The 19,955-nt window shown below is 66.1% G+C and carries 17 protein-coding genes; 10 read left to right on the top strand and 7 right to left on the bottom strand.

The window, feature by feature from the left end; genetic code table 11:
• The first annotated feature begins 88 nt into the window (after window positions 1-88).
• Genes VEI45_RS13860 through VEI45_RS13830 form a run of 7 tightly spaced genes read left to right on the top strand, consistent with a single transcriptional unit; the run spans window position 89 to window position 7,530 of the window.
• On the top strand, window positions 89-1,519 hold the full coding sequence (locus tag VEI45_RS13860) for an MmgE/PrpD family protein (protein WP_324854074.1): 1,431 nt from the start codon (window positions 89-91) through the stop codon (window positions 1,517-1,519).
• Window positions 1,520-1,530: 11 nt separating this feature from the next.
• The gene (locus VEI45_RS13855; protein WP_324854072.1) at window positions 1,531-2,412 is read left to right on the top strand and encodes an isocitrate lyase/PEP mutase family protein; all 882 of its coding nucleotides are present in this window, start codon (window positions 1,531-1,533) and stop codon (window positions 2,410-2,412) included.
• On the top strand, window positions 2,409-3,656 hold the full coding sequence (locus tag VEI45_RS13850) for an aconitase/3-isopropylmalate dehydratase large subunit family protein (RefSeq protein ID WP_324854070.1): 1,248 nt from the start codon (window positions 2,409-2,411) through the stop codon (window positions 3,654-3,656). Before VEI45_RS13855 ends, VEI45_RS13850 begins: the two co-directional genes overlap by 4 nt.
• 8 nt (window positions 3,657-3,664) lie before the next feature.
• Window positions 3,665-4,213: a 3-isopropylmalate dehydratase gene (locus VEI45_RS13845; protein ID WP_324854112.1), complete on the top strand. Its 549-nt coding sequence runs from the start codon at window positions 3,665-3,667 to the stop codon at window positions 4,211-4,213.
• Window positions 4,213-4,761: a YbhB/YbcL family Raf kinase inhibitor-like protein gene (locus tag VEI45_RS13840; protein WP_324854068.1), complete on the top strand. Its 549-nt coding sequence runs from the start codon at window positions 4,213-4,215 to the stop codon at window positions 4,759-4,761. Before VEI45_RS13845 ends, VEI45_RS13840 begins: the two co-directional genes overlap by 1 nt.
• On the top strand, window positions 4,758-6,116 hold the full coding sequence (locus VEI45_RS13835; RefSeq protein WP_324854066.1) for an MmgE/PrpD family protein: 1,359 nt from the start codon (window positions 4,758-4,760) through the stop codon (window positions 6,114-6,116). Before VEI45_RS13840 ends, VEI45_RS13835 begins: the two co-directional genes overlap by 4 nt.
• Entirely contained in the window at window positions 6,091-7,530 is a 1,440-nt protein-coding gene (locus tag VEI45_RS13830; RefSeq protein WP_324854064.1) for a DUF2252 domain-containing protein, read from the top strand. The genes VEI45_RS13835 and VEI45_RS13830 overlap by 26 nt, the downstream gene beginning before the upstream one ends.
• Window positions 7,531-7,557: 27 nt before the next feature.
• Here the strand turns inward: VEI45_RS13830 and VEI45_RS13825 are convergent, their stop codons facing one another.
• A complete protein-coding gene (locus VEI45_RS13825; RefSeq protein ID WP_324854061.1) occupies window positions 7,558-9,600 on the bottom strand; it encodes an NAD(+) synthase in 2,043 nt (680 codons plus the stop codon).
• 178 nt (window positions 9,601-9,778) lie between these two features.
• Between VEI45_RS13825 and VEI45_RS13820 the strand changes: the two genes are divergently transcribed.
• Together VEI45_RS13820 and VEI45_RS13815 are read left to right on the top strand one after the other, a co-directional pair.
• On the top strand, window positions 9,779-10,738 hold the full coding sequence (locus VEI45_RS13820) for a transglycosylase SLT domain-containing protein (protein ID WP_414687477.1): 960 nt from the start codon (window positions 9,779-9,781) through the stop codon (window positions 10,736-10,738).
• Window positions 10,739-10,765: 27 nt separating this feature from the next.
• Window positions 10,766-11,611: an NAD-dependent deacetylase gene (locus tag VEI45_RS13815; RefSeq protein WP_324854059.1), complete on the top strand. Its 846-nt coding sequence runs from the start codon at window positions 10,766-10,768 to the stop codon at window positions 11,609-11,611.
• 4 nt (window positions 11,612-11,615) lie between these two features.
• On the opposite strand, the gene VEI45_RS13810 is transcribed toward VEI45_RS13815, so the two are convergent.
• On the bottom strand, window positions 11,616-12,875 hold the full coding sequence (locus VEI45_RS13810) for a cytochrome P450 (RefSeq protein WP_324854057.1): 1,260 nt from the start codon (window positions 12,873-12,875) through the stop codon (window positions 11,616-11,618).
• 131 nt (window positions 12,876-13,006) lie between these two features.
• Between VEI45_RS13810 and VEI45_RS13805 the strand changes: the two genes are divergently transcribed.
• On the top strand, window positions 13,007-13,642 hold the full coding sequence (locus tag VEI45_RS13805) for a TetR/AcrR family transcriptional regulator (RefSeq protein WP_324854055.1): 636 nt from the start codon (window positions 13,007-13,009) through the stop codon (window positions 13,640-13,642).
• Here VEI45_RS13805 and proB read toward each other — a convergent pair.
• The 5 genes from proB to VEI45_RS13780 all read right to left on the bottom strand — a co-directional run bounded on the left by proB (window position 13,639) and on the right by VEI45_RS13780 (window position 19,849).
• Window positions 13,639-14,742 carry a glutamate 5-kinase gene (proB, locus tag VEI45_RS13800; protein WP_324854053.1) on the bottom strand — a complete coding sequence of 368 codons (1,104 nt, stop codon included), beginning with the start codon at window positions 14,740-14,742 and terminating at the stop codon, window positions 13,639-13,641. The two genes, VEI45_RS13805 and proB, sit on opposite strands and share 4 nt — an antisense overlap.
• A complete protein-coding gene (obgE, locus tag VEI45_RS13795) occupies window positions 14,739-16,175 on the bottom strand; it encodes a GTPase ObgE (protein WP_324854051.1) in 1,437 nt (478 codons plus the stop codon). The genes proB and obgE overlap by 4 nt, the downstream gene beginning before the upstream one ends.
• 65 nt (window positions 16,176-16,240) lie before the next feature.
• Window positions 16,241-16,507, bottom strand: a complete 267-nt coding sequence (gene rpmA, locus VEI45_RS13790) for a 50S ribosomal protein L27 (protein WP_324854049.1) — start codon at window positions 16,505-16,507, stop codon at window positions 16,241-16,243.
• A gap of 16 nt (window positions 16,508-16,523) precedes the next feature.
• Complete coding sequence (gene rplU / locus VEI45_RS13785) at window positions 16,524-16,835, bottom strand: 50S ribosomal protein L21 (protein ID WP_324854046.1); 312 nt, start codon at window positions 16,833-16,835, stop codon at window positions 16,524-16,526.
• 158 nt (window positions 16,836-16,993) lie between these two features.
• Entirely contained in the window at window positions 16,994-19,849 is a 2,856-nt protein-coding gene (locus tag VEI45_RS13780) for an Rne/Rng family ribonuclease (RefSeq protein WP_324854045.1), read from the bottom strand.
• Between the last annotated feature and the right edge of the window lie 106 nt (window positions 19,850-19,955).

Here is a 19,955-nt window from a genome sequence, read left to right as displayed (position 1 = left end):
TCAATGTTCGCACACTCCCTTGCCGACCTCGCCATCATTTGTTATATCTATATAACAAGCATACAACAACGGATGGAGGGCAGACAAAATGACCGCGGTTCAGCAGGCCGCCGCCACCGATCCGAACGGACCGACCGGACGGCTCGCCACTTGGGTCGCCGACGTGACACTTGACGACGTGCCGTGCGATGTCGTCGAACGTGCCAAACACCTGCTGCTCGACGGGGTTGGCTGCGCCCTCATCGGATCGCAACTGCCCTGGTCGAGGGTGGCCACTGGGGCGGTCCTGGAGTTGGAGAACACCGGCGGCGTCGCGGTCATCGGGACCGGCAAATCCACCAGCGCACCCGCGGCAGCGGTGCTCAACGGCACCTTTATTCAAGGATTCGAGCTCGACGACTTCCACCCGATCGCTCCGGTGCATAGCTGCTCCCTGGTGATTCCATCACTGATCTCGACAGCCGCTGCACGGCCCGGAACCACCACGGGGGCAGACTTTCTGCTCGGGGCGATCGCCGGATTCGAGGTCGGCCCGCGCGTCGGCTACACGCTGCACGGCACGCAGATGCTTGACCGCGGTTGGCACTCGGGACCGGTCTTCGGCACCCACTCCGCGGCCATGGCCTCTGGGAAGATGCGCGGGCTCTCCCCCGCACAGTTGGAAGATGCATTGGGCCTTGCCGGCACCCAATCCGCGGGGCTGATGGCCGCGCAGTACGAGGCGATGAGCAAGCGGATGCACCATGGGTTCGCCGCCCGCAACGGCTTCTACGCCGCCGGGCTGGCCGCGGCGAACTACACCGGCATCAAACGGGTATTCGAGCGCGAATACGGCGGATTCCTTAGCGTTTTCGGCGAAGGCCACGATCCCGACGCGTCATTGCTGACCGAGCAACTGGGTGAGCGCTGGGAGACCAGCATCATCATGGTCAAGTCCTACGCGGTCATGGGTGGCCTGCACGGAGCCGTCGACGCGGCCCGGCAGCTGCGCCAATCGCTTGTCCCCGAAGACATCTCAAAGATCGACATCATGGTGGGCGAGACTGTATACAAGCACGGTTGGTGGAAGCCTGAGCGGCCGCTGACCGCGATCGGCGCCCAGATGAACATCGGCTACGCGACCGCCGCCGCGTTGCTCGACGGTAACGCTCTGCCCGAACAATTCACCCCTGCGCGGCTAGGCGCCGACGACATCTGGTCGCTGATCGACAACACCGATGTGCACCTGGACGAGTCGCTGGCCGGCGCCCCCCTTACCGAGCGGTTCCGCACCGACCTCTCGGTGACCACCCGCGACGGCAGCGTGCATCACACCCGCGTCATCGCACCCCATGGTGCGCCGTGGGACCCGGTCACCAACGAGGAGCTGGTCACCAAATTCCATGCCCTCGCCGACCGGGTCACCAGCCGCGATCGCGCGGACGCGATCGAGCGAGCAGTGGTCGGTCTCGAGGACCTCGACGACGTCGGTGCCCTCGTCGATCTACTGGCCCCGCCCGTCGCCGGCGCACTCGACTGAAAGGATGACAGATGGCCACCACACCGGCCCGACACAAATTGCGCGCCTTGCTCGATGACGGCGAACTCATCGTCGCCCCAGGCGTTTTCGACGGGATAACCGCACATCTGGCACAGCGCACCGGTCAGGCGGCGGCGTACATGACCGGCGCCGGCGTGGCGGCGTCCGGGTTCGGCCTGCCGGACATCGGACTGGTCACCGCCACCGAGATGGCCGACCGGGCCCGGATGCTTGTCGGCGTGCTCGGCGACGTCCCGTTGATCGCCGACGCCGACACCGGCTACGGCGCCGCGATGAACGTGGTGCGCACCGTCCGTCTCTACGAGCAGGCGGGCGTCGCTGCAATCCAATTGGAAGACCAGGCATTTCCGAAACGCTGCGGGCACCTGTCTGACAAGCATGTCATCGACGCAGCGGCCTTCGAGCAGACTTTGGCCGCCGCGCTCGACACTCGCGATGACAACAACGTGCTGGTCGTCGCGCGGACCGACGCTCGGGCCCAGCTCGGATTGGAGGCCGCGATCGAGCGGGCGAATCGCTACGCCCGGGCGGGTGCGGACGTCATCTTCGTCGAGGCGCCGCAGAGCATCGAGGAGATTGAACGTATCGCACGCGACGTCGAGGCTCCACTGCTGATCAACCTGGTACTTGGCGGTATGACACCGCTGGAGTCGGCGACGCGACTGCAAGAACTGGGTTACGCCATCGCCATCCATCCGAGCAACCCGCTCGCCCGTGCGGTCCTCGGCATGCTCGAGGGGCTGTGTGAACTCAACGGGGGCAACGTCGCCGACTACCTGCCCACCCGACCCGCCGACTTCTTCAACCTGGTCGGGATGGCGGAGTGGCTGCAACTCGACGCCAAATACGCACGCATGAAGGACCGCCCATGAGCATGACCATCATCGAGAAGATCTTCGCCCGCAAGGCCGGTGTGGACAAGGTGTCCGCGGGCGAGACCGTCGTCGTCGACGTCGACATGACGGTGCTGATCGATCTGCAGTTCGCGACGATGTGGATCGAGCCGCTTCGCATTCACGACGCCGACAAGCTGGCGATCGTCATGGACCACGCCGTACCCGCACCGACCATCAAAGACGCCGCCGGCGGCCCGCATGCCCGAAAGTTCGCCGCCCAGTTCGGCATCGAGCGCTTCTACGACGTCGGCAGACACGGCATCTGCCACCAGGTCATCGCCGAGAACGGGCTGGCGCGCCCCGGAGAAATACTGGCCTGCACCGACTCTCACACCTGCGCAGCCGGCGCCTACAACACCGCCGCCCGCGGGCTGGGCCCCGCCGAGGTGTACTCGATCATGTGTACGGGCAGCACCTGGTTTCAGGTCGCGCCGACGATCCGCTACCAGCTCGAAGGCGTCAAACCCGACACGGTCAGCGGCAAGGACATCTTCTTGCACATCGCCAACGAGTATGGCGACGCCGCGAACCTGAACCTGGAATTCGGCGGCCCCGGGCTGGCGAGCATCCAGATGCACGACCGCCGCACCATCGCCACCCAGGGTGCCGAGGTGTCGGCCGACTTCAGCACGTTCGAGCCCGACGAGGTGCTGACGTCCTTCCTCGACGAGCGCGGCGTCACCGGATATGACTCTGCGGCACCGGATTCCGATGCGGCCTACCGCGAGGTGCGGCAGGTGGATCTGGCCGCTCTGGAACCCTACGTGGCCCGGCCGGGCACGGTGAGCCGCAACGGCTTGCCGGTCTCCCAGTTGGGCATGCAGAAAATCGATCAGGCCTTCATCGGTTCGTGTGCCAATGGCCAACTCGCAGACCTCGAAATCGCCGCGGACGTGTTGCGCGGCAAGACGGTTGCCGGCGGTGTCCGGCTGCTCGTGACTCCAGCATCGCAGGCCGTCTACCGCGAGGCGATGCGGCTCGGCTACCTGCAGGACATCGCCGACGCCGGCGCGGTGATCACCAACTCCACTTGCGGCGCGTGCTTCGGGTACCACATGGGTGTGCTAGGGCCCGGCGAAGTCTGCCTGACGTCGAGCACCCGGAACTTCACCGGTCGCATGGGCAGCCCCGAGGCGCAGATCTTCATGGCCTCACCGGCAACCGTCGCCGCATCGGCGATCACCGGCTACATCACCGACCCAAGGAGTGTGACCCGATGACGCTCGCCATCACCGGAAAGGTCTGGGTGTTCGGCGACGATCTGAACACCGATGCCATGTATCCGGCCTTCGCGATGAAAATGGATCCCCCAGAGGCGGCCAAGCACATCTTCTACGAGGTGCGCCCCGGTTGGACCGATCAGGTGTCATCCGGCGACATCGTGGTGGCGGGCAAGAACTTCGGGCTGGGATCGTCGCGTCCGGTCGCGGCGCTATTCACCGAACTCGGCGTCACCGGCCTGGTCGCCGAGGAATTCAATTCACTGTTCTTCCGCAATGCCGTCAACGCCGGGTTGCCCGCGATGACGATTCCCGACGCCACCTCCGTGTTCAGCGAGGGCGACACCGGCAGTTTCGATCTAAGCACCGGCGAATGGCGCAACGAGACGACCGGGGCGTCGGGATCGGTACCCAGGCTGCCCGACCTGATTCTCGACATCATCGCCAGCGGAGGCGTATTGCCGCGGCTGGCGGCGCAAGGTTACCTGCCGTCCGAATTGGGCGACATGCTGCGGTCCAGCACAGTGGCGATCCGCGGCGCCGGAAGCGGCGCGTGATGGGCACCCTCGGCAGACTGCTCCACAGTGTCCGAGCCGGCGAGCATCGAAGCCCGCTGGCCGGTTCGGATTTCACCGCCCCCTATGACATCACGATCACCAGCACCGCATTCAGCGATGGCGGCGCGATGCCGGCGTCGAGCGCCGGAAAGGGCGTTGGTGACAACAGGTCACCGCAGCTGCACTGGACCGGGCTGCCGGCACAGGCCCGTCAGCTGGTGCTGATCATCGACGACGTCGACGTTCCGCTGCCGCGCCCGCTGCTGCACACCGTCGCGGTGATCGAGTCCGGCATGCAGGATGTTGAGACCGGCGCGTTGCAGCCGGGTACCGCCGGAATGCGCTTCATCCCGGGCAGTTTGGGGTATCGCGGATACGCGGGCCCACGCCCGATTCCCGGTCACGGGCCACATCACTACCGGTTCCATGTGTTGGCGCTTGACGAGCCGGTTCCCGACCACGTCGCCACCGCTAAGGCACTGCTGAAGCAGATGGCCGGACACGTCATCGCCCGCGGGGTGCTGACCGGAACGTACGAACGCCCATGACCGGCTTGACATCGGAATTGGGTGAACGGTCGGCCCGTCTGAGTTTCGAGCAACTGCCTGACGACGTTGTCGCCGTGGCGCGGTTGTGCGTGCTGGACTGGCTCGGCGTCACCGTCATCGGCAGCCGAGAACCGGCTCCGCAGACACTGCTGCGAACGCTCGCGCCCGACGCCGTCGCGGAAGGCGCCAGCGTGATCGGTCACGGGGTTCGGGTGAACCCGCTGCAGGCCGCGCTGGTGAACGGCACCTCATCGCACGTCCTCGACTTCGACGATGTGAACGCGACGCTCATCGGTCACCCGTCGGTCGCGATACTCGGAGCGGTATTGGCGTTGGCCGAATCGCTGCACAGCTGCGGGCCAGAGTTCCTGTGCGCCTTCGTCGCCGGCTACGAGACCGCTTGCCGGGTTGCCGCTGCGGTTGGCCCGCTGTCGTATCTCCGGGGCTTTCACCACACCGGGACGATCGGCACACTGGGCGCCGCGGCGGCGTGCTCGCGTCTGCTGTCGCTCGACGCGCAACGCACGACGATGGCACTCGCGTTGGCCGCCACCCAGGCCGCCGGGCTGGGCTGCATGGTGGGCACCATGTCCAAGTCGTTCCATGCGGGAAAGGCATGCGAAAACGGGCTGCTGGCCGCGCTGCTGGCCCAGAACGGATTCACCGCAAACGAATCAGCTATCGAGGGCGCAAAGGGTTTCGCCGCCACTGCGAGTGGAGCATGCGACGCGGCTGCCGCGCTGGCCGAACCACCGATGGGCTGGCACATCTTGAGCAACCTGTTCAAATTCGACGCGTCCTGCTATATGACACATTCGACGCTGGGCGGCATCCGTAAGCTACGCGCGCAGCATCAGCTGAACATCGATGAGGTCAACGAGATTCGGCTACATCTGGGCGAATTGGAATTTGCCACCTGCGCATTGCCCAGGCCGGCAACCGGACTCGAAGTCAAGTTCAGCGTTGCGCACCTGGCCGCGATGGCGACCCTGGGCCGGTCGACCATGGTCATCGACGACGCGGCGGCCAGCGACCCGGCAGTCATCGCGCTGCGCGACAAGGTGACCGTCACCGACGACGGAACATCGGGCGCGCCCACCCTCGTTGAGGTGACCCTGAACGACGGCAGGCAGTTAAGCACCACTCATGACGTGAACACACCTCAAGCTGATTCGGCCCTGCAGCGCCAACGGCTCGAACAGAAATTCCGGACCATCACCACACCGCATCTCGGCGCGGACCGCGCCGAAGCGGTGATCGCCGTGCTGGCCAAGCTCCCAGCCCTCCTCGACATGGCCTCGGTTACCGAACTCACCTGCCATCATGCCGATGCAGGACGCAACGACCTGGGTTGAGTACGCTGAGCAGATGCCGCAACGGGTGTTGCGTGACCGCCTGATCGATCTCGAAGTCCCGAGCAAGGATGTGGCGCGCGGTCGGGCGCTGCGAAAGACCGCCCCACGGCGCGCTCTCGCACAGCTGACTCCCTCTCCGCGAACGGCCGCCGAAATCCTCGTCGAGCAAAACGCCGACCGGCTGCGCGAACTCGTACCGCTGCGTTTTGCCCGGATGCTCGCCGACCCATTCTCGTTCTACCGCGGCTCCGCCGCGGTCATGGCCGCCGACCTCGCCGCCAGCCCATCGAGTGGGATCGAGATCATGTGCTGCGGTGACGCTCACATCTCGAACTTCGGCATGTACGCCGCCCCGGACCGCGCAATAGTGTTCGACCTGAACGATTTCGACGAGGCTGCTGTGGCGCCCGCCGAGTGGGACCTCAAACGCCTGATCACCAGCGCGATCATCGGGGGCCGCCATGCCGGGTACCCGGCCAAGGCTATCCGCCGTTGCGTCGAACAGGCGCTGGCGGGTTACCAAACCAGTCTGCAGGCGATGCTCGAGGAGATGAATGTTCTGGACCGCTATTACCTGCGGCTGGAGCCGGAGCACTACACCGGGAAGGTATCCAAGGGCCTGCAGGCCGTGATTCAGAAGACGACATCTCAGGCGCGCACTCGAACGTCAGCGCGAGTCTTTAAGCAAATTACGAAGATTGGGCCCGATGGGACGCCGCGCCTGCGGGAATCACCGCCGGTCCTCCAGCATGTCGACGAAGAGGTCGAAGCCCCGCTGGTGGAGGCGGTCCAAGAGTATCTGGCCGCAGTCCCGACCGACGTTGCGCTGCTGCTATCGCACTTCCGCATCACCGATGTCGCGCTGCGGGTAGTTGGCGTCGGCAGCGTCGGCACCCGCTGCTATTTAGTCATCTTGGTCGGCCCCAACGACACACCGCTGATCCTGCAGATCAAACAAGCCACGCGATCAGTGCTCGAAGAATACGGGGGTTGGCGCCAACCCAAAAGCCTGACCGAGGCCGTCGCGGCGAAGGGCCAGGGCGTGCGCGTCATCGATGGCCAGCGAATTCTGCAGGCAATGTCCGATGTGTTCCTCGGAACGACCCGCAAAGACGGCCACGACTACTACATCCGCCAGTTCCACGACATGAAGGGCAGCGTCGACACCGAAGGCATGTCGGCCTCGACGTTCCGCGAGTACGTCCTAGCCTGTGCGGTGCTGCTGGCGCGGGCGCACTCACAGAGTGCGAACGCGTCCATCCTGCGGGGATACGTCGGCACCAGCGACACCGCGCACGACGCGGTCGCCGAGTGGTCGTACGCCTACGCCGACAAGTCGCTTGACGACTTTCACCAGTTACGGGCGGCGGCCGCGGCCGGGGACATCGAAGTCGCGGACGATCCCGCCCGCTAGCGGGTCGGCAGGCAGCCCGCTCTCGTACTACTCTTCGGGAATGTCATGCTCGATCTCGTCGAGCCAGGCCTGCGCCGACATGTCCGACGGGGCGCGCCAGTCGCCGCGCGGGGACAGCGCACCGCCATGCGACACCTTGGGCCCGTTGGGCAGCGCCGAGCGCTTGAACTGGCTGAACGAGTAGAACCGCTGCACGAAGACCTGCAGCCAGTGCCGAATCTCCTTGAGCGAGTAAGACGGTCGCATGCCATCCGGAAACCCCGGTGGCCAGCCGCCGCAGTCGGGATCACTCCATGCATGCCATGCCAGAAACGCGATCTTCGACGGCCGGAATCCGTAGCGCAACACCTGGAACAGTGAAAAGTCCTGCAGCGCAAACGGTCCGACCTTGGCCTCACTGCTCTGCAGCTCCTCCTCCTCGCCACTCGGGATGAGCTCCGGGGTGATCTCGGTGTCAAGCACCGACTGCAGCACCTCACCCACCTGTGGGTCGAACTGGCCGGAGGAGATGACCCAGCGGATCAAGTGTTGGATCAGTGTTTTGGGCACACCGGCGTTGACGTTGTAGTGCGACATCTGGTCGCCGACACCGTACGTAGACCAGCCCAGCCCCAACTCGGAAAGATCACCGGTTCCCAGCACGATTCCGCCGCGCTGGTTAGCCAGCCGGAACAGATAGTCGGTGCGCAGGCCGGCCTGGACGTTCTCGAAAGTGACGTCGTAGACCCTCTCGCCACGTGAGAACGGATGATCGATCTCCTTGAGCATCAGCTTTGCAGTCTCGGTGATGTCGATCTCGGAGAAAGTGACACCGAGTGTTCGGCACAGCTCGACCGCATTGCGTTTGGTGTGCTCGCCAGTCGCGAAGCCGGGCAGTGTGAACGCCAAAATGTCGCTGCGCGGCCGGTCTTCGCGGTCCATCGCTCGCGCAGCGACAATCAGCGCGTGCGTAGAATCCAGCCCACCGGAAATCCCGATGACAACCTTGGGATATTTCAATGCCCGCAACCGCTGTTCGAGCCCGGCGACCTGAATGTTGTAGGCCTCGTAGCAGTCTTGCTGCAGCCGGTTGGGATCAGCCGGCACGAACGGAAACCGTTCGACCGTGCGCCGCAGCCCGATGTCGCCGGACGGTGGCTCCACGCGAAAATCGATGCGCCGGAACGACTCCGCCAGCGCCCGGTGGTGGCGCCGGTTGTCGTCGAAGGTCCCCATCCGCAGCCGTTCCGCGCGAAGCAGCCCAGTGTCGACGTCGGCGATCGCACGTCGTTCGCCTTTGGGAAAACGCTCGGACTCGGCGAGCAATACACCGTTCTCCCAGATCATGGTCTGGCCGTCCCAGGCCAGGTCGGTCGTCGACTCGCCCTCGCCTGCGGCGGCGTAGAGATAGGCGGCCAGGCAGCGCAACGACGCCGAACGGGCAAGCAGGCCGCGATCCTCGGCGCGCCCGATCGTGATCGGGCTGCCCGACAGGTTGGCCAGCACCGTCGCGCCCGCCAGCGCCGCTTCAGCGCTGGGCGGAATCGGCACGAACATGTCCTCACAGATTTCGACGTGCAACACGAAATCGGACAGGTCCGATGCCGCGAACAACAGGTCCGGGCCGAACGGAGCTTGCATGCCGGCGATTCGGATCGTGCCGCGCTCGTCGTCACCGGGCGCGAGCTGGCGGCGCTCGTAGAACTCCCGGTAGGTGGGCAGGTACGACTTCGGCGCGACCCCAAGCACAACACCGCGATGGATGATCACCGCAGTGTTGTAGATGCGGTGCCGGTAACGCAGCGGGGCACCGACCACCAGCACCGGCAGCAGGTCGGAAGAAGCCGTCACGACATCAAGCACGGCGTCCTCGACGGCGTCGAGCAACACGTCTTGCAGCAGGATGTCCTCGATGGAGTACCCGGACAGCGTCAACTCCGGAAAGACGGCCAGGGCCGCGCCGTCGTCGTGGCACTGGCGGGCCAGCCGCAGGACCGACGCGGCATTGGCCGCCGGGTCGCCGATCGCGGCATGGTGTGTGCACGCGGCGACACGGACAAACCCCTGGCTGTAGGCGTTATAAAAGTCCATCGCCCTTCCATTGTCGCCCGGCCGGTGTTCACACCCGACCATCGGGTATCAGCACAGCATGCGCGACGAACCGATAGCCGTCATCGCATTGATGTCGTACGGTCCGATACGAAAGGCTCGCGGGCGGGCCAACCACCCGCAACCGCGAGAATTCCGGCCACCGAGGGAAGTGAGCACAGTGGGCTCTAACCGTGTCATCGCAGGTCCGCTGCGGCCGGCTTTCGGGCTTCTTGGAGCGATCGTGTTCGCCCTCGTCGGCTGCACACAGTCGACGGAGCCGCCAACCAGCGCGGTGACCGCGACGACAGCCGCCGCCACGCCGCTTGCGTCAAGAACATTGGCCGCCGCACCGAACCTGCCCAAGGGCGCGCAGCCACAGCTGGCATCGGACCCCGCGCAGCTGGCCGACGACCTTGTCGCCGACGAGCACGCGCTGCGTGACCCGTCAACAGCGGAGGAAGCGCTGGTGGCGGCCGCACGCCGTGAGCAGGCGGCCTACCGCGCCATCGGGCGGCACCCCGAGTGGAATGCGATCACACGACCGCGAATCCCGCCGTCCCTGCTCGACGTCTACGACCGCAATGTCGATGCCCGTCGGCAGCTCAGCGCGATAACACCCGTGAGAAACACGCTGCCTGCGTGGCGCATCGAGCCACCAGCTCCGGCCGACGAACTCATGGGCTACTACCATGCGGCGGAGGCTGAGACCGGCGTCGGCTGGAACTACCTGGCCGCGATCAACCTCGTCGAGACCCGCTTCGGCAGCATCGTCGGCGCCAGTACCGCCGGCGCGCAAGGACCCATGCAGTTCTTGCCCGCGACCTTCGCCAGCTACGGGCAGGGCGGCGATATCAACTCGCCCCGCGACAGCATCATGGCAGCGGGCCGCTACCTCGCCGCTAACGGCTTTGCCAACGATCGTGATCACGCCATCTACCGGTACAACCACGCGAACGAATACGTGCGTGCGGTCAACCAATACGCAGCGCTGCTTGCCGCCGATCCCGCCACGTTCACCGGCTACTACCGCTGGGACGTCTATTGCGGCACGACCGCGGGCGATGTGTTGCTACCCATCGGCTATGCCGCGACGTCACCGATCCCCGCCGCAGACTACGTGGCAAGCCACCCACAGTAAGGTCGGCCGATCCGTACTCTCGAATGGGTGACGGCCTGCGCGGAATCTCCGGAGCTGATCGCCCTGTTGGCCGGTCGCCGTGTCGCGGTTTTGACCGGAGCGGGGATTTCCACCGACTCCGGTATCCCCGATTACCGGGGTCCCGATTCGCCACCGAGCAATCCCATGACAATTCGGCAGTTCACCTCGGATCCGGTGTTTCGGCAACGGTACTGGGCGCGCAATCATGTCGGCTGGCGGCACATGGACGCAACCCTGCCCAACGCCGGGCACCGAGCGGTGGCTGCGCTGGAGCGCGACGGCGTGGTGACCGGGGTTATCACCCAGAACGTTGACCTGTTGCACACCAAGGCAGGCAGCCACAACGTGATCAATCTGCATGGCACCTACGCGCGGGTGATCTGCCTGCATTGCGGCGACTCGATGAGCCGCGCCGCGCTCGGCGAAAAGCTCGATGCGCTCAACCCGGGATTCGTCGAGCGGGCCGAGGCAATCGGTGGGCTGGCGGTTGCTCCCGACGCTGATGCCGTCGTCGCCGAAACGGATTGCTTCCGCTACCTGGACTGCCCATCGTGTGGCGGTATGCTCAAGCCCGATATCGTCTATTTCGGCGAAAATATATCCAAAGCTGTTGTCGAACAAGCTTTCTCGCTAATTAACGGAGCTGACGCGCTGCTGGTGGCCGGATCATCGCTCACGGTGTTCTCGGGCTATCGGTTCGTGCGCCACGCTGTGGCGCTGGGCATCCCGGTCGCGATCGTCAACCGCGGGCCCACCCGCGGCGACGACCTGGCCGCCGTCAAGGTCGACGGCGGTTGCTCGGAAGTGCTGACGCTGCTGGCCGAGGAGCTCGCCGCCGCGTCGGTTCGTTAGTCGTCTAAAACGTGCAGGGCATTTCGCGAATGGCGTGGATGAAGTTGCCGGGCACGTATGCGGGATCGCCGGCCTGGATATCCGGCAGCTGACGGAGTAGCTCGCCGAAGATCGCGCGCAACTGCGCTCTGGCAACGTGTGCTCCGAGGCAGAAATGCACTCCGCCGCCGCCGAAACCGACGTGCGGGTTGGGGCTTCGGCTCAAATCAAAGCGCTCCGGATGGTCGAACACCTCGGTGTCCCAGTTGCCGGACGGGTAGAACATCACCGCCTTCTCACTGGCCCGGATGGTCTGGCCGCCGAGTTCGAAATCCGTTGCGGCCGTGCGGCGGAAGGTCATCACCGGTGTGGCCCAGCGAATGAACTCTTCGATCGCCCCGCCGATGCGGTTGTCGAAATCTTCCAGCAGCCAGGCGCGCTGATCGGGAAAGTCGGTGAGCGCCTTCATCGCGTGGCTGGTGGTCTGGCGGGTGGTGTCGTTGGCGGCCACGGAGAGCAGCACAAAGAAAGCGGCCACGTCGGTATCGGCGAGCCGGTCGCCGTCCACCTCGGCGTTCACCAGGCTACTGAAGAGGTCGTCGCCGGGATGCTCGCGGCGCTCGGCGGCGAGCATCCCGGCCACCTGATGGATGTACATCTGGGCCTCGAAAAGCACCTCCATCGGGTTGCGGCCGTCGAGGTAGACCGAGTCGGCCCACGACACCATGGCATCGGCGGCATGCGCCACGTGCTGACGTTCCGATTCCGGAATGCCCACCATGTCCGACAGTGTGCGGATGGGCAGTTCCTTGGCGCAGTGATCGACGAAGTCGACGCCGCTGCCGGCGGCGCTGAGCTCTTCGACGATGGTCTTGGCGTTCGCCTTGATCGAGTCCTCGATGCGCCTGACCTGCCTCGGGGTGAACGCAGCACTGACGAGCTTGCGCAAGAAGGTGTGCCGAGGCGGGTCCATCGCCAGGAAGGACTGCGACGCTTCGAGAAGCTCCTCGGGAACGTTTTCGAAGATGACGCCCTTGCCGGACAGGAACACCTCGTTGTTGCGACTGACCGTGACGATGTCGGCGCGTCGAGTGATCGCCCAGTAGCCGCGGTCGTCGGGATCAGTCATCAGAGCGTCTTCGACCGGAGGATGCCAGCTCACCGGGCGTTCGGCCCGCAGTAGTGCAAACGAGCGCTCCCGCTCTTGCGCGGTGGTGGACCAAAACGCCCGCGACGACAGATCGATGGGGTCGTAGGCGCGCGGGGTGGCGGCCGTAGCTGTCATGGTGGGTCCTCCATCGGCTATGACGTCGGTCACGAGTCTGGACAGCACCGACAATAAATCTAGACATAATGTCTAGTCAAGATGTCAAGATTTCGGCTACGCTCTGGCCAGCGGTGAGATGAGGAGGAGCCATGCCGTCGGTCACCCGCAAACCGCAAACCAAGCGGCAGGAGCGGCGCGAGCAGATCGAACGCCGGTTGCTCGACGCCACCGAACGACTGGTGCGTGACGGCGCCAGCTTCACCGAACTCAGCGTGGATCGACTCTCCACCGAGGCCGGGATGTCGCGGGCCAGCTTCTACATCTACTTCGAGGACAAAGGCCACCTGTTGCGCCGTCTGGCCGAGCAGGTGTTCGCCGATCTCGCTGACAGCGCCGAGCGCTGGTGGCGCGTGGCGTGGCGACACGATCCAGACGACGTCCGCGCCGGGATGGCCAGCATCATCGCCAGCTACCGGCGACATCAACCGGTACTCGTCGCGCTCAACGAGATGGCCGCCTATGACTCCCTGGTCGGAGCGACCTACCGCAATCTGCTGACTGCGATCACCGGGCGGTTGACCCGTGTCATCGAAGAGGGCCAGGCCGACGGCTCAATCCGCCGCGAGCTGCCCGCGGCGACCGCGGCCAGTGCGCTCACCTGGATGGTCGAGCGGTCCTGTCAACAGAACCTGCCGACCGAACCGCCCACATACGATGCCGAACTGGCCGCGACGCTCACCGAAATCGTCTGGGGCGCGTTGTATCTGAAGCCTATTGCAGGCTAGACGGCCACCAGATCGTCGGCGTGCACGGCGGGCCGGCGCAGCTCGGCGGGCAGATCTGAGGTCGACCGGCCGATCATGGTGGCCAGCTCGGCCGCGTCGTAGGCGACCACGCCGCGGGCCACCAGGGTCGCGTCGGGCGCATTCAGGTCGACAACGTCACCGCCGTGAAAACGGCCGGTAAGCCCCGTGATACCCGCGGGCAGCAGTGAACGGCGTTGGCCCAGCACCGCACGCACCGCGCCATCGTCCAGGGTGAGCGCACCGGCGGACTCCGCGGCGTAGCGCACCCAGAACCGACGTGCCGACATCCGGTTGGGCCGCGCGGCGAAAACCGTGCCCACCGAGGCATCCGCCAACGCGTTCGCGGCGTCCGCGGCGGCTGCCAACAGCACCGGCACCCCGGCGTCGGCGGCCAGTAGCGCCGACGACACCTTCGACGCCATTCCGCCCGTGCCCAGGTGGCTGCTTTGTCCCGCGATCACGCCGTCGAGGTCGGCGGGCCCGGAAACCTCAGGGATGAAACGTGATTCGCGGGCCTTGCGCGGATCGGAGTCGTAGAGCCCGTCGATGTCGCTCAGCAGCACCAGCGCGTCGGCCCCGACCAGGTGCGCCACCAATGCCGAGAGCCGATCGTTATCGCCGAACCGGATTTCGTTGGTCGCGACCGTGTCGTTCTCGTTGACGATCGCCACCGCGTGCAGCGCCCGCAGCCGGTCCAGGGTGCGCTGGGCGTTGGTGTGCTGCACGCGCATCGAAATGTCGTGCGCGGTCAGCAATACCTGCCCAACGCTGCGCTGGTAGCGAGCGAATGCGGCGCTCCACGCGTTGACCAGTGCGACCTGCCCGACGCTGGCCGCCGCCTGTTTGGTGGCCAGGTCAGTGGGTCGCTTGGCCAGCCCGAGCGGCTCGATGCCGGCCGCAATGGCCCCGGAGGAGACGATGACGACGTCGGAGCCGGCTTTCATCCGAGCCTCGATCGCGTCGACCAGCCCCGCCAGGCTGCCAGCGTCGAACATGCCGGTCGGCGTCGTCAATGCGCTGGTGCCGACCTTGACCACCACGCTTCGCGCTGTCCGGACAGCTTCACGCGCGGTGCTCATGCGCGCGGCTCGCGGCGACGACGGCGCGCCGCCTTGCGTTCGGCGGCCCCGACGCGGTCGGTGCTTTCCAGGCGGGCATCGGTGCCGCGGGCAGCCATCGTGGTGTCAACGCCGGACGGCGTCTGCGGCTCCCAGTCGAAGGTGACCTCGCCGATGGTAACCGCGCATCCAGGCCGGGCGCCCAGTCGCAGCAGCTCGTCTTCGACGCCCAGCCGGGCCAGCCGGTCACCGAGGTAGCCGACCGCCTCGTCGTTGTCGAAATTGGTCTGCGTGATCCAGCGCTCGGGTCGCCGGCCGCGGACGACGAAGCCACCCTGCCCGTCAGATTCCACCGTGAAACCGGACTCGTCGACCGGGATGGGGCGGATCACCGGCCGTCGCGGCACTAGAACCGGCTGTGCGGCGTGATACTGCGACACCATGTCGGCGAGCGCAAAGACCAACGGCTGCAACCCTTCCCTGCTGACCGTCGATACCAGGAACACCGGCCAGCCGCGCGCGGCGATATCGTCGCGAACAAACTCGGCCAGCTCGCGGGCCTCCGGCACGTCGATCTTGTTGAGCACCACCGCCCGCGGCCGCTCTACGAGATCACCTAGCGCCGAGTCACCCTGCAGCGTAGGCGTGTAGGCGGCCAGTTCGGCTTCCAGCGCATCGATGTCGGACACCGGGTCGCGGCCCGGCTCGGCAGTGGCGCAGTCGACGACATGCACCAGCACCGCACACCGCTCGATGTGCCGCAGGAAGTCCAGGCCCAGACCGCGGCCCTGCGACGCACCCGGGATCAGGCCCGGCACGTCGGCGACGGTGAAGGTGCGCTCCCCCGTCGAGACCACGCCCAGATTGGGCGCCAGCGTGGTGAAGGGGTAGTCGGCGATCCTCGGTTTGGCCGCCGAGATCGTCGACACCAACGAGGATTTGCCGGCCGACGGGAACCCGATCAACCCGACGTCGGCGACGGTCTTGAGTTCGAGTGTGAGATCGCGGGATTCGCCCTTTTCGCCGAGCAGTGCGAAACCCGGCGCCTTGCGGGCCCGCGAGGCCAGCGCGGCGTTGCCCAGCCCGCCGCGACCTCCGGCCGCGGCTTCGAAGCGGGTGCCCGCACCGACGAGGTCGGCGAGCAACCGGCCGTCCTCGTCGAGCACGACAGTCCCGTCGGGGACCTTGACTTCCAGGTCGGCACCCGCGGCGCCATCGCGGTTACCGCCCATTCCCTGCTTGCCTGAAGCAGCGACGATGTGCGGCCGGAAGTGGAAGTCGAGCAGGGTGTGCACCTGCGGGTCGACGACCAGCACGACGCTGCCGCCGCGGCCGCCGTTGCCGCCGTCCGGACCGCCGAGCGGCTTGAATTTCTCGCGGTGGACCGACGCGCAGCCGTTGCCGCCGGAGCCTGCCCGCGTGTGGATGACGACGCGGTCGACAAACCGAGGCATCGGGTTCCTCTTACTCGTCGAGTGCGAAGCTAGTGCGGCTTCACACTCGCGACGCTCAGTCGGTCTCAGTCAGAGGTGGTCGGGGCCGTGACGATGCTGATCGTCTTGCGGCCCCGCTTAACGCCGAACTGGACGGCCCCCGCCGCCTTGGCGAACAAGGTGTCGTCGCCACCGCGGCCGACGTTGCTGCCCGGGTGGAAATGCGTGCCGCGCTGACGGACGATGATCTCGCCGGCCTTGACAAGCTGACCGCCGAACCGCTTGACGCCCAAGCGCTGGGCGGCGGAATCGCGCCCGTTGCGTGAGCTGGAAGCGCCCTTCTTGTGTGCCATCTATTCGTCGCCTCCGCTACTTAATGCCGGTGACCTTCAGGACCGTCAGCTGCTGACGGTGACCCTGACGCTTGTGGTAGCCGGTCTTGTTCTTGAACTTGTGGATACGGATCTTGGGACCCTTGGTGTGCTCGAGCACCTCACCGGTCACCGCGACCTTGGCCAGCGCCGCGGCGTCGGTGGTCACGGTGGCGCCGTCAACGACCAAGGCCACCGGCAGCGACACCTTCGCGCCAGGCTCGGACTCGAGCTTCTCGACCTTGACCACGTCCCCGACCGCGACTTTGTACTGCTTGCCACCGGTCTTGACGATTGCGTAGGTCGCCATGGTTACGTCTACCTCTTCTTCTTCGCGTCCTTCGGGCGCCGCGCGGTACCGAAGGTGCGCGGGCTGGTCTGGGAGTGCCGACCAAAACCCGGTCAGCGGGCCTGGTGACAACTGGTCAAGGGTACGTGACCAGCGGCTAAAGGGTCAAACCAGTCAGTTCAGGCCTCATGGATCGGTGGGCCGGCCGGCCTGGCCGCTGCCCGACGCCGGCGGGGTTGCGCAGCGGGCGCGGTGAAGGCGGCGACGGCAGATTCGTGGCCCGATTCCTCGACATCGGAGTCTTCGGCGTCGTCGCTGTCCTCGACGTCGAGATCGTCGTCGAGGTCAAGATCCTCGTCCTCATCGACCTCATCGTCCTCGTCTTCTTCATCCTCGAGGTCCTCGTCGTCGAGGTCCTCGTCGTCGTCGAGGTCGACCTCGTCGTCTTCATCGCTGTCGTCGAAGTCGGCATCCTCCAAGTCTTCTTCGGCGGCCTCGCGCGCGACTTGCTCCTGGAGCTGACCATCGGTTTCCGCGTGGTCCCGGTCGTGCTCGCCGACTGCTGCATCGACGTCCTCGATGGGCGCAGCCTCGTCGGTTTCGTCGTCATGGCGACCGTTGGCCGCGGCCATGGCCTTGAACATCGGATGTTCGCCGGGAGTGTGCACCGGCACTTTGGCCACCGCCTGCTCGTCGGACCGGCTCTTCTTGGAGCGCCGGCCCCGCTTGCCGCCCGACTCGGGTTTACGACTGGTCGCCGACGTCGAGTCGACGGGGTCAGCGTGCAGGGTTATTCCGCGGCCGCCGCAGTGCGGACACGTCGTGGAGAACGCCTCGATCAGCCCAGTTCCGAGCCGCTTGCGGGTGAGCTGCACCAGCCCCAACGAGGTCACTTCGGACACCTGATGACGAGTGCGGTCACGAGCCAACGCCTCGGTCAGCCGGCGCAGCACCAGGTCACGGTTGGACTCGAGCACCATGTCGATGAAGTCGATGACGACAATGCCGCCGATATCGCGCAGACGCAGCTGGCGCACGATCTCTTCGGCCGCTTCGAGGTTGTTCTTGGTAACGGTCTGTTCGAGGTTGCCACCGGACCCGGTGAACTTGCCGGTATTGACGTCGACCACTGTCATCGCCTCGGCTCGGTCGATCACTAGCGTGCCACCCGAGGGCAGCCAGACCTTGCGGTCCATCGCCTTGGCCAGTTGCTCGTCGATGCGATGCACCGCGAAGACGTCAGGGCCCGCCTGTCCCTCAGCAAGCTCTGCGACCTCGTATTTAGTCAGTTTCGAAACAAGCTCGGGGGCAACCGAATTCACGTACTCGTTGATGGTGGTCCAGGCTTCCTCGCCGGACACGATCAGCTGAGCGAAATCCTCGTTGAACAAGTCACGAATCACTTTGACCAAGACGTCGGGCTCTTCGTAAAGCGCCACAGCGGCGCCGGCCGCCTTCTCCTTGGTCTCCTCCGCCTGCGCGGCGATTTTCGCCCACCGGTCCTGCAGGCGGGCCACATCGGCGCGGATGTCCTGCTCCTTGACGCCCTCGGAGGCGGTACGGATGATCACCCCGGCGTCTGACGGCACCACCTCACGCAGGATCTCTTTGAGGCGTTGGCGTTCGGTGTCCGGGAGCTTGCGGCTGATCCCGGTCGACGATGCACCGGGCACGTACACCAGGTAGCGACCGGCCAGCGACACCTGGGTGGTCAGCCGGGCACCCTTGTGTCCGACCGGGTCCTTGCTGACTTGCACCACGACGTAGTCGCCCGGCTTGAGCGCCTGCTCGATTTTGCGGTTGGACCCGCCCAGCCCGGCGGCTTCCCAGTTCACCTCACCGGCGTAAAGCACGCCGTTGCGGCCGCGGCCGATGTCGACGAAGGCCGCCTCCATCGACGGCAGCACGTTCTGCACGATGCCCAGATAGATATTGCCGACCAGGGATGCCGAGGCGGCACTGGTGACGAAGTGCTCGACGACGATGCCGTCTTCGAGAACGGCGATCTGGGTGTACCGGGCGCCGGGGTGCGGCGGTTCGGTGCGGACCCTGTCGCGCACCACCATCACCCGCTCGACCGCTTCGCGGCGGGCCAGGAATTCGGCTTCGGTCAGGACCGGCGGGCGGCGGCGTACGGCATCGCGCCCATCGCGGCGGCGCTGCCGTTTGGCCTCCAGCCGGGTCGATCCGTCGATGCCCTGGATCTCGGTGCTGGCGGAGTCGTTCTTGGCTTTGTCAGCGGCCCGGGGTGCCCGCTCGTGCACCACGGTGTTCGGTGGATCGTCGGGCGACGGGCTGTCGTCGTTGTCGTCGCCGGACCCCGATTTGCGGCGACGACGGCGTCGGCGACGACGGTTGCCGGCATCGGCCCCACCGTTGTCCGCGTCACCGGTGTCGGTGTCCTCACCGTCGCCACCGTCGGCTTCCTCGGATTCGTCCTTCTCGGCGTCGGCCGAATCTCGTCGTTCGCCGTTGTCACCGGCGTCGCCACCGTCGGCGTCGTCGCCATCGCGGTTTTCCGACCCGCCCTGCTCGCCGCGGCCGCGGCCACGCCCGCGGCGTCCACGGCGACGCCGCCGGCCGGCCGGGCGTTCGGTCTGGTCGTCGTCGGTGTCGAGGTCGTCATCGTCGGAGTCCGCCGAGTCGTCGGTGTCGTCTGAGCTGTCGTCGATCTCGATCGGCTGTGGCGCGACGAAAAGCGGCATGTACTCAGGACGGTCGGCCGCCGTCTCCAGCATCAGCCGGGATTCAGGTTCCTCCGCCGCGACGGCCGCCTCGGTCTCGGTCGCGATGACCGCCGCGACGGCGGTAGCTGGCGTGCTGCCCAGCAAGTCGCGCACCCGGACCGCGTCGACGCGGTCCACGGTGGAATGCGCGCTACGTATCCGGCCGTCGAGTTCGGCCAGTGCGTCAAGCACCCGTTTGCTGGTCGTCCCGAGCGCTCTCGCCAGCGAATGGACTCTTAGCCGTTCAGGCAGGTCCTCGTGCTGCGACGAGTCTTCGGGAAGCTCTGAGGATGGGCCACCGTCTATCACGTAATCTCCTCAAGCCCCCGGGCGCGTCCTTGCGACGCGGCCACGCGAGGGCTTTGCTATGTGTCCGGGCCACTTCTCCCGAACTTGTGATGGTCTCGCCCCGAGC

Source organism: Mycobacterium sp., from assembly GCF_035623875.1.
Lineage (GTDB): Bacteria > Actinomycetota > Actinomycetes > Mycobacteriales > Mycobacteriaceae > Mycobacterium.
Note: the sequence above shows the minus strand (reverse complement) of the source record. Positions and strands in the feature narration are given on the sequence as shown.

Excerpts from the sequence above, each read along its gene's own strand:
- VEI45_RS13860 (WP_324854074.1), top strand. The coding sequence starts at position 89 with ATGACCGCGGTTCAGCAGGCCGCCGCCACCGATCCGAACGGACCGACC.
- VEI45_RS13855 (WP_324854072.1), top strand. The coding sequence starts at position 1,531 with ATGGCCACCACACCGGCCCGACACAAATTGCGCGCCTTGCTCGATGAC.
- VEI45_RS13850 (WP_324854070.1), top strand. The coding sequence starts at position 2,409 with ATGAGCATGACCATCATCGAGAAGATCTTCGCCCGCAAGGCCGGTGTG.
- VEI45_RS13840 (WP_324854068.1), top strand. The coding sequence starts at position 4,213 with ATGGGCACCCTCGGCAGACTGCTCCACAGTGTCCGAGCCGGCGAGCAT.
- VEI45_RS13835 (WP_324854066.1), top strand. The coding sequence starts at position 4,758 with ATGACCGGCTTGACATCGGAATTGGGTGAACGGTCGGCCCGTCTGAGT.
- VEI45_RS13830 (WP_324854064.1), top strand. The coding sequence starts at position 6,091 with ATGCAGGACGCAACGACCTGGGTTGAGTACGCTGAGCAGATGCCGCAA.
- VEI45_RS13825 (WP_324854061.1), bottom strand. The coding sequence starts at position 9,600 with ATGGACTTTTATAACGCCTACAGCCAGGGGTTTGTCCGTGTCGCCGCG.
- VEI45_RS13810 (WP_324854057.1), bottom strand. The coding sequence starts at position 12,875 with ATGACAGCTACGGCCGCCACCCCGCGCGCCTACGACCCCATCGATCTG.
- VEI45_RS13805 (WP_324854055.1), top strand. The coding sequence starts at position 13,007 with ATGCCGTCGGTCACCCGCAAACCGCAAACCAAGCGGCAGGAGCGGCGC.
- proB (WP_324854053.1), bottom strand. The coding sequence starts at position 14,742 with ATGAGCACCGCGCGTGAAGCTGTCCGGACAGCGCGAAGCGTGGTGGTC.
- obgE (WP_324854051.1), bottom strand. The coding sequence starts at position 16,175 with ATGCCTCGGTTTGTCGACCGCGTCGTCATCCACACGCGGGCAGGCTCC.
- rpmA (WP_324854049.1), bottom strand. The coding sequence starts at position 16,507 with ATGGCACACAAGAAGGGCGCTTCCAGCTCACGCAACGGGCGCGATTCC.
- rplU (WP_324854046.1), bottom strand. The coding sequence starts at position 16,835 with ATGGCGACCTACGCAATCGTCAAGACCGGTGGCAAGCAGTACAAAGTC.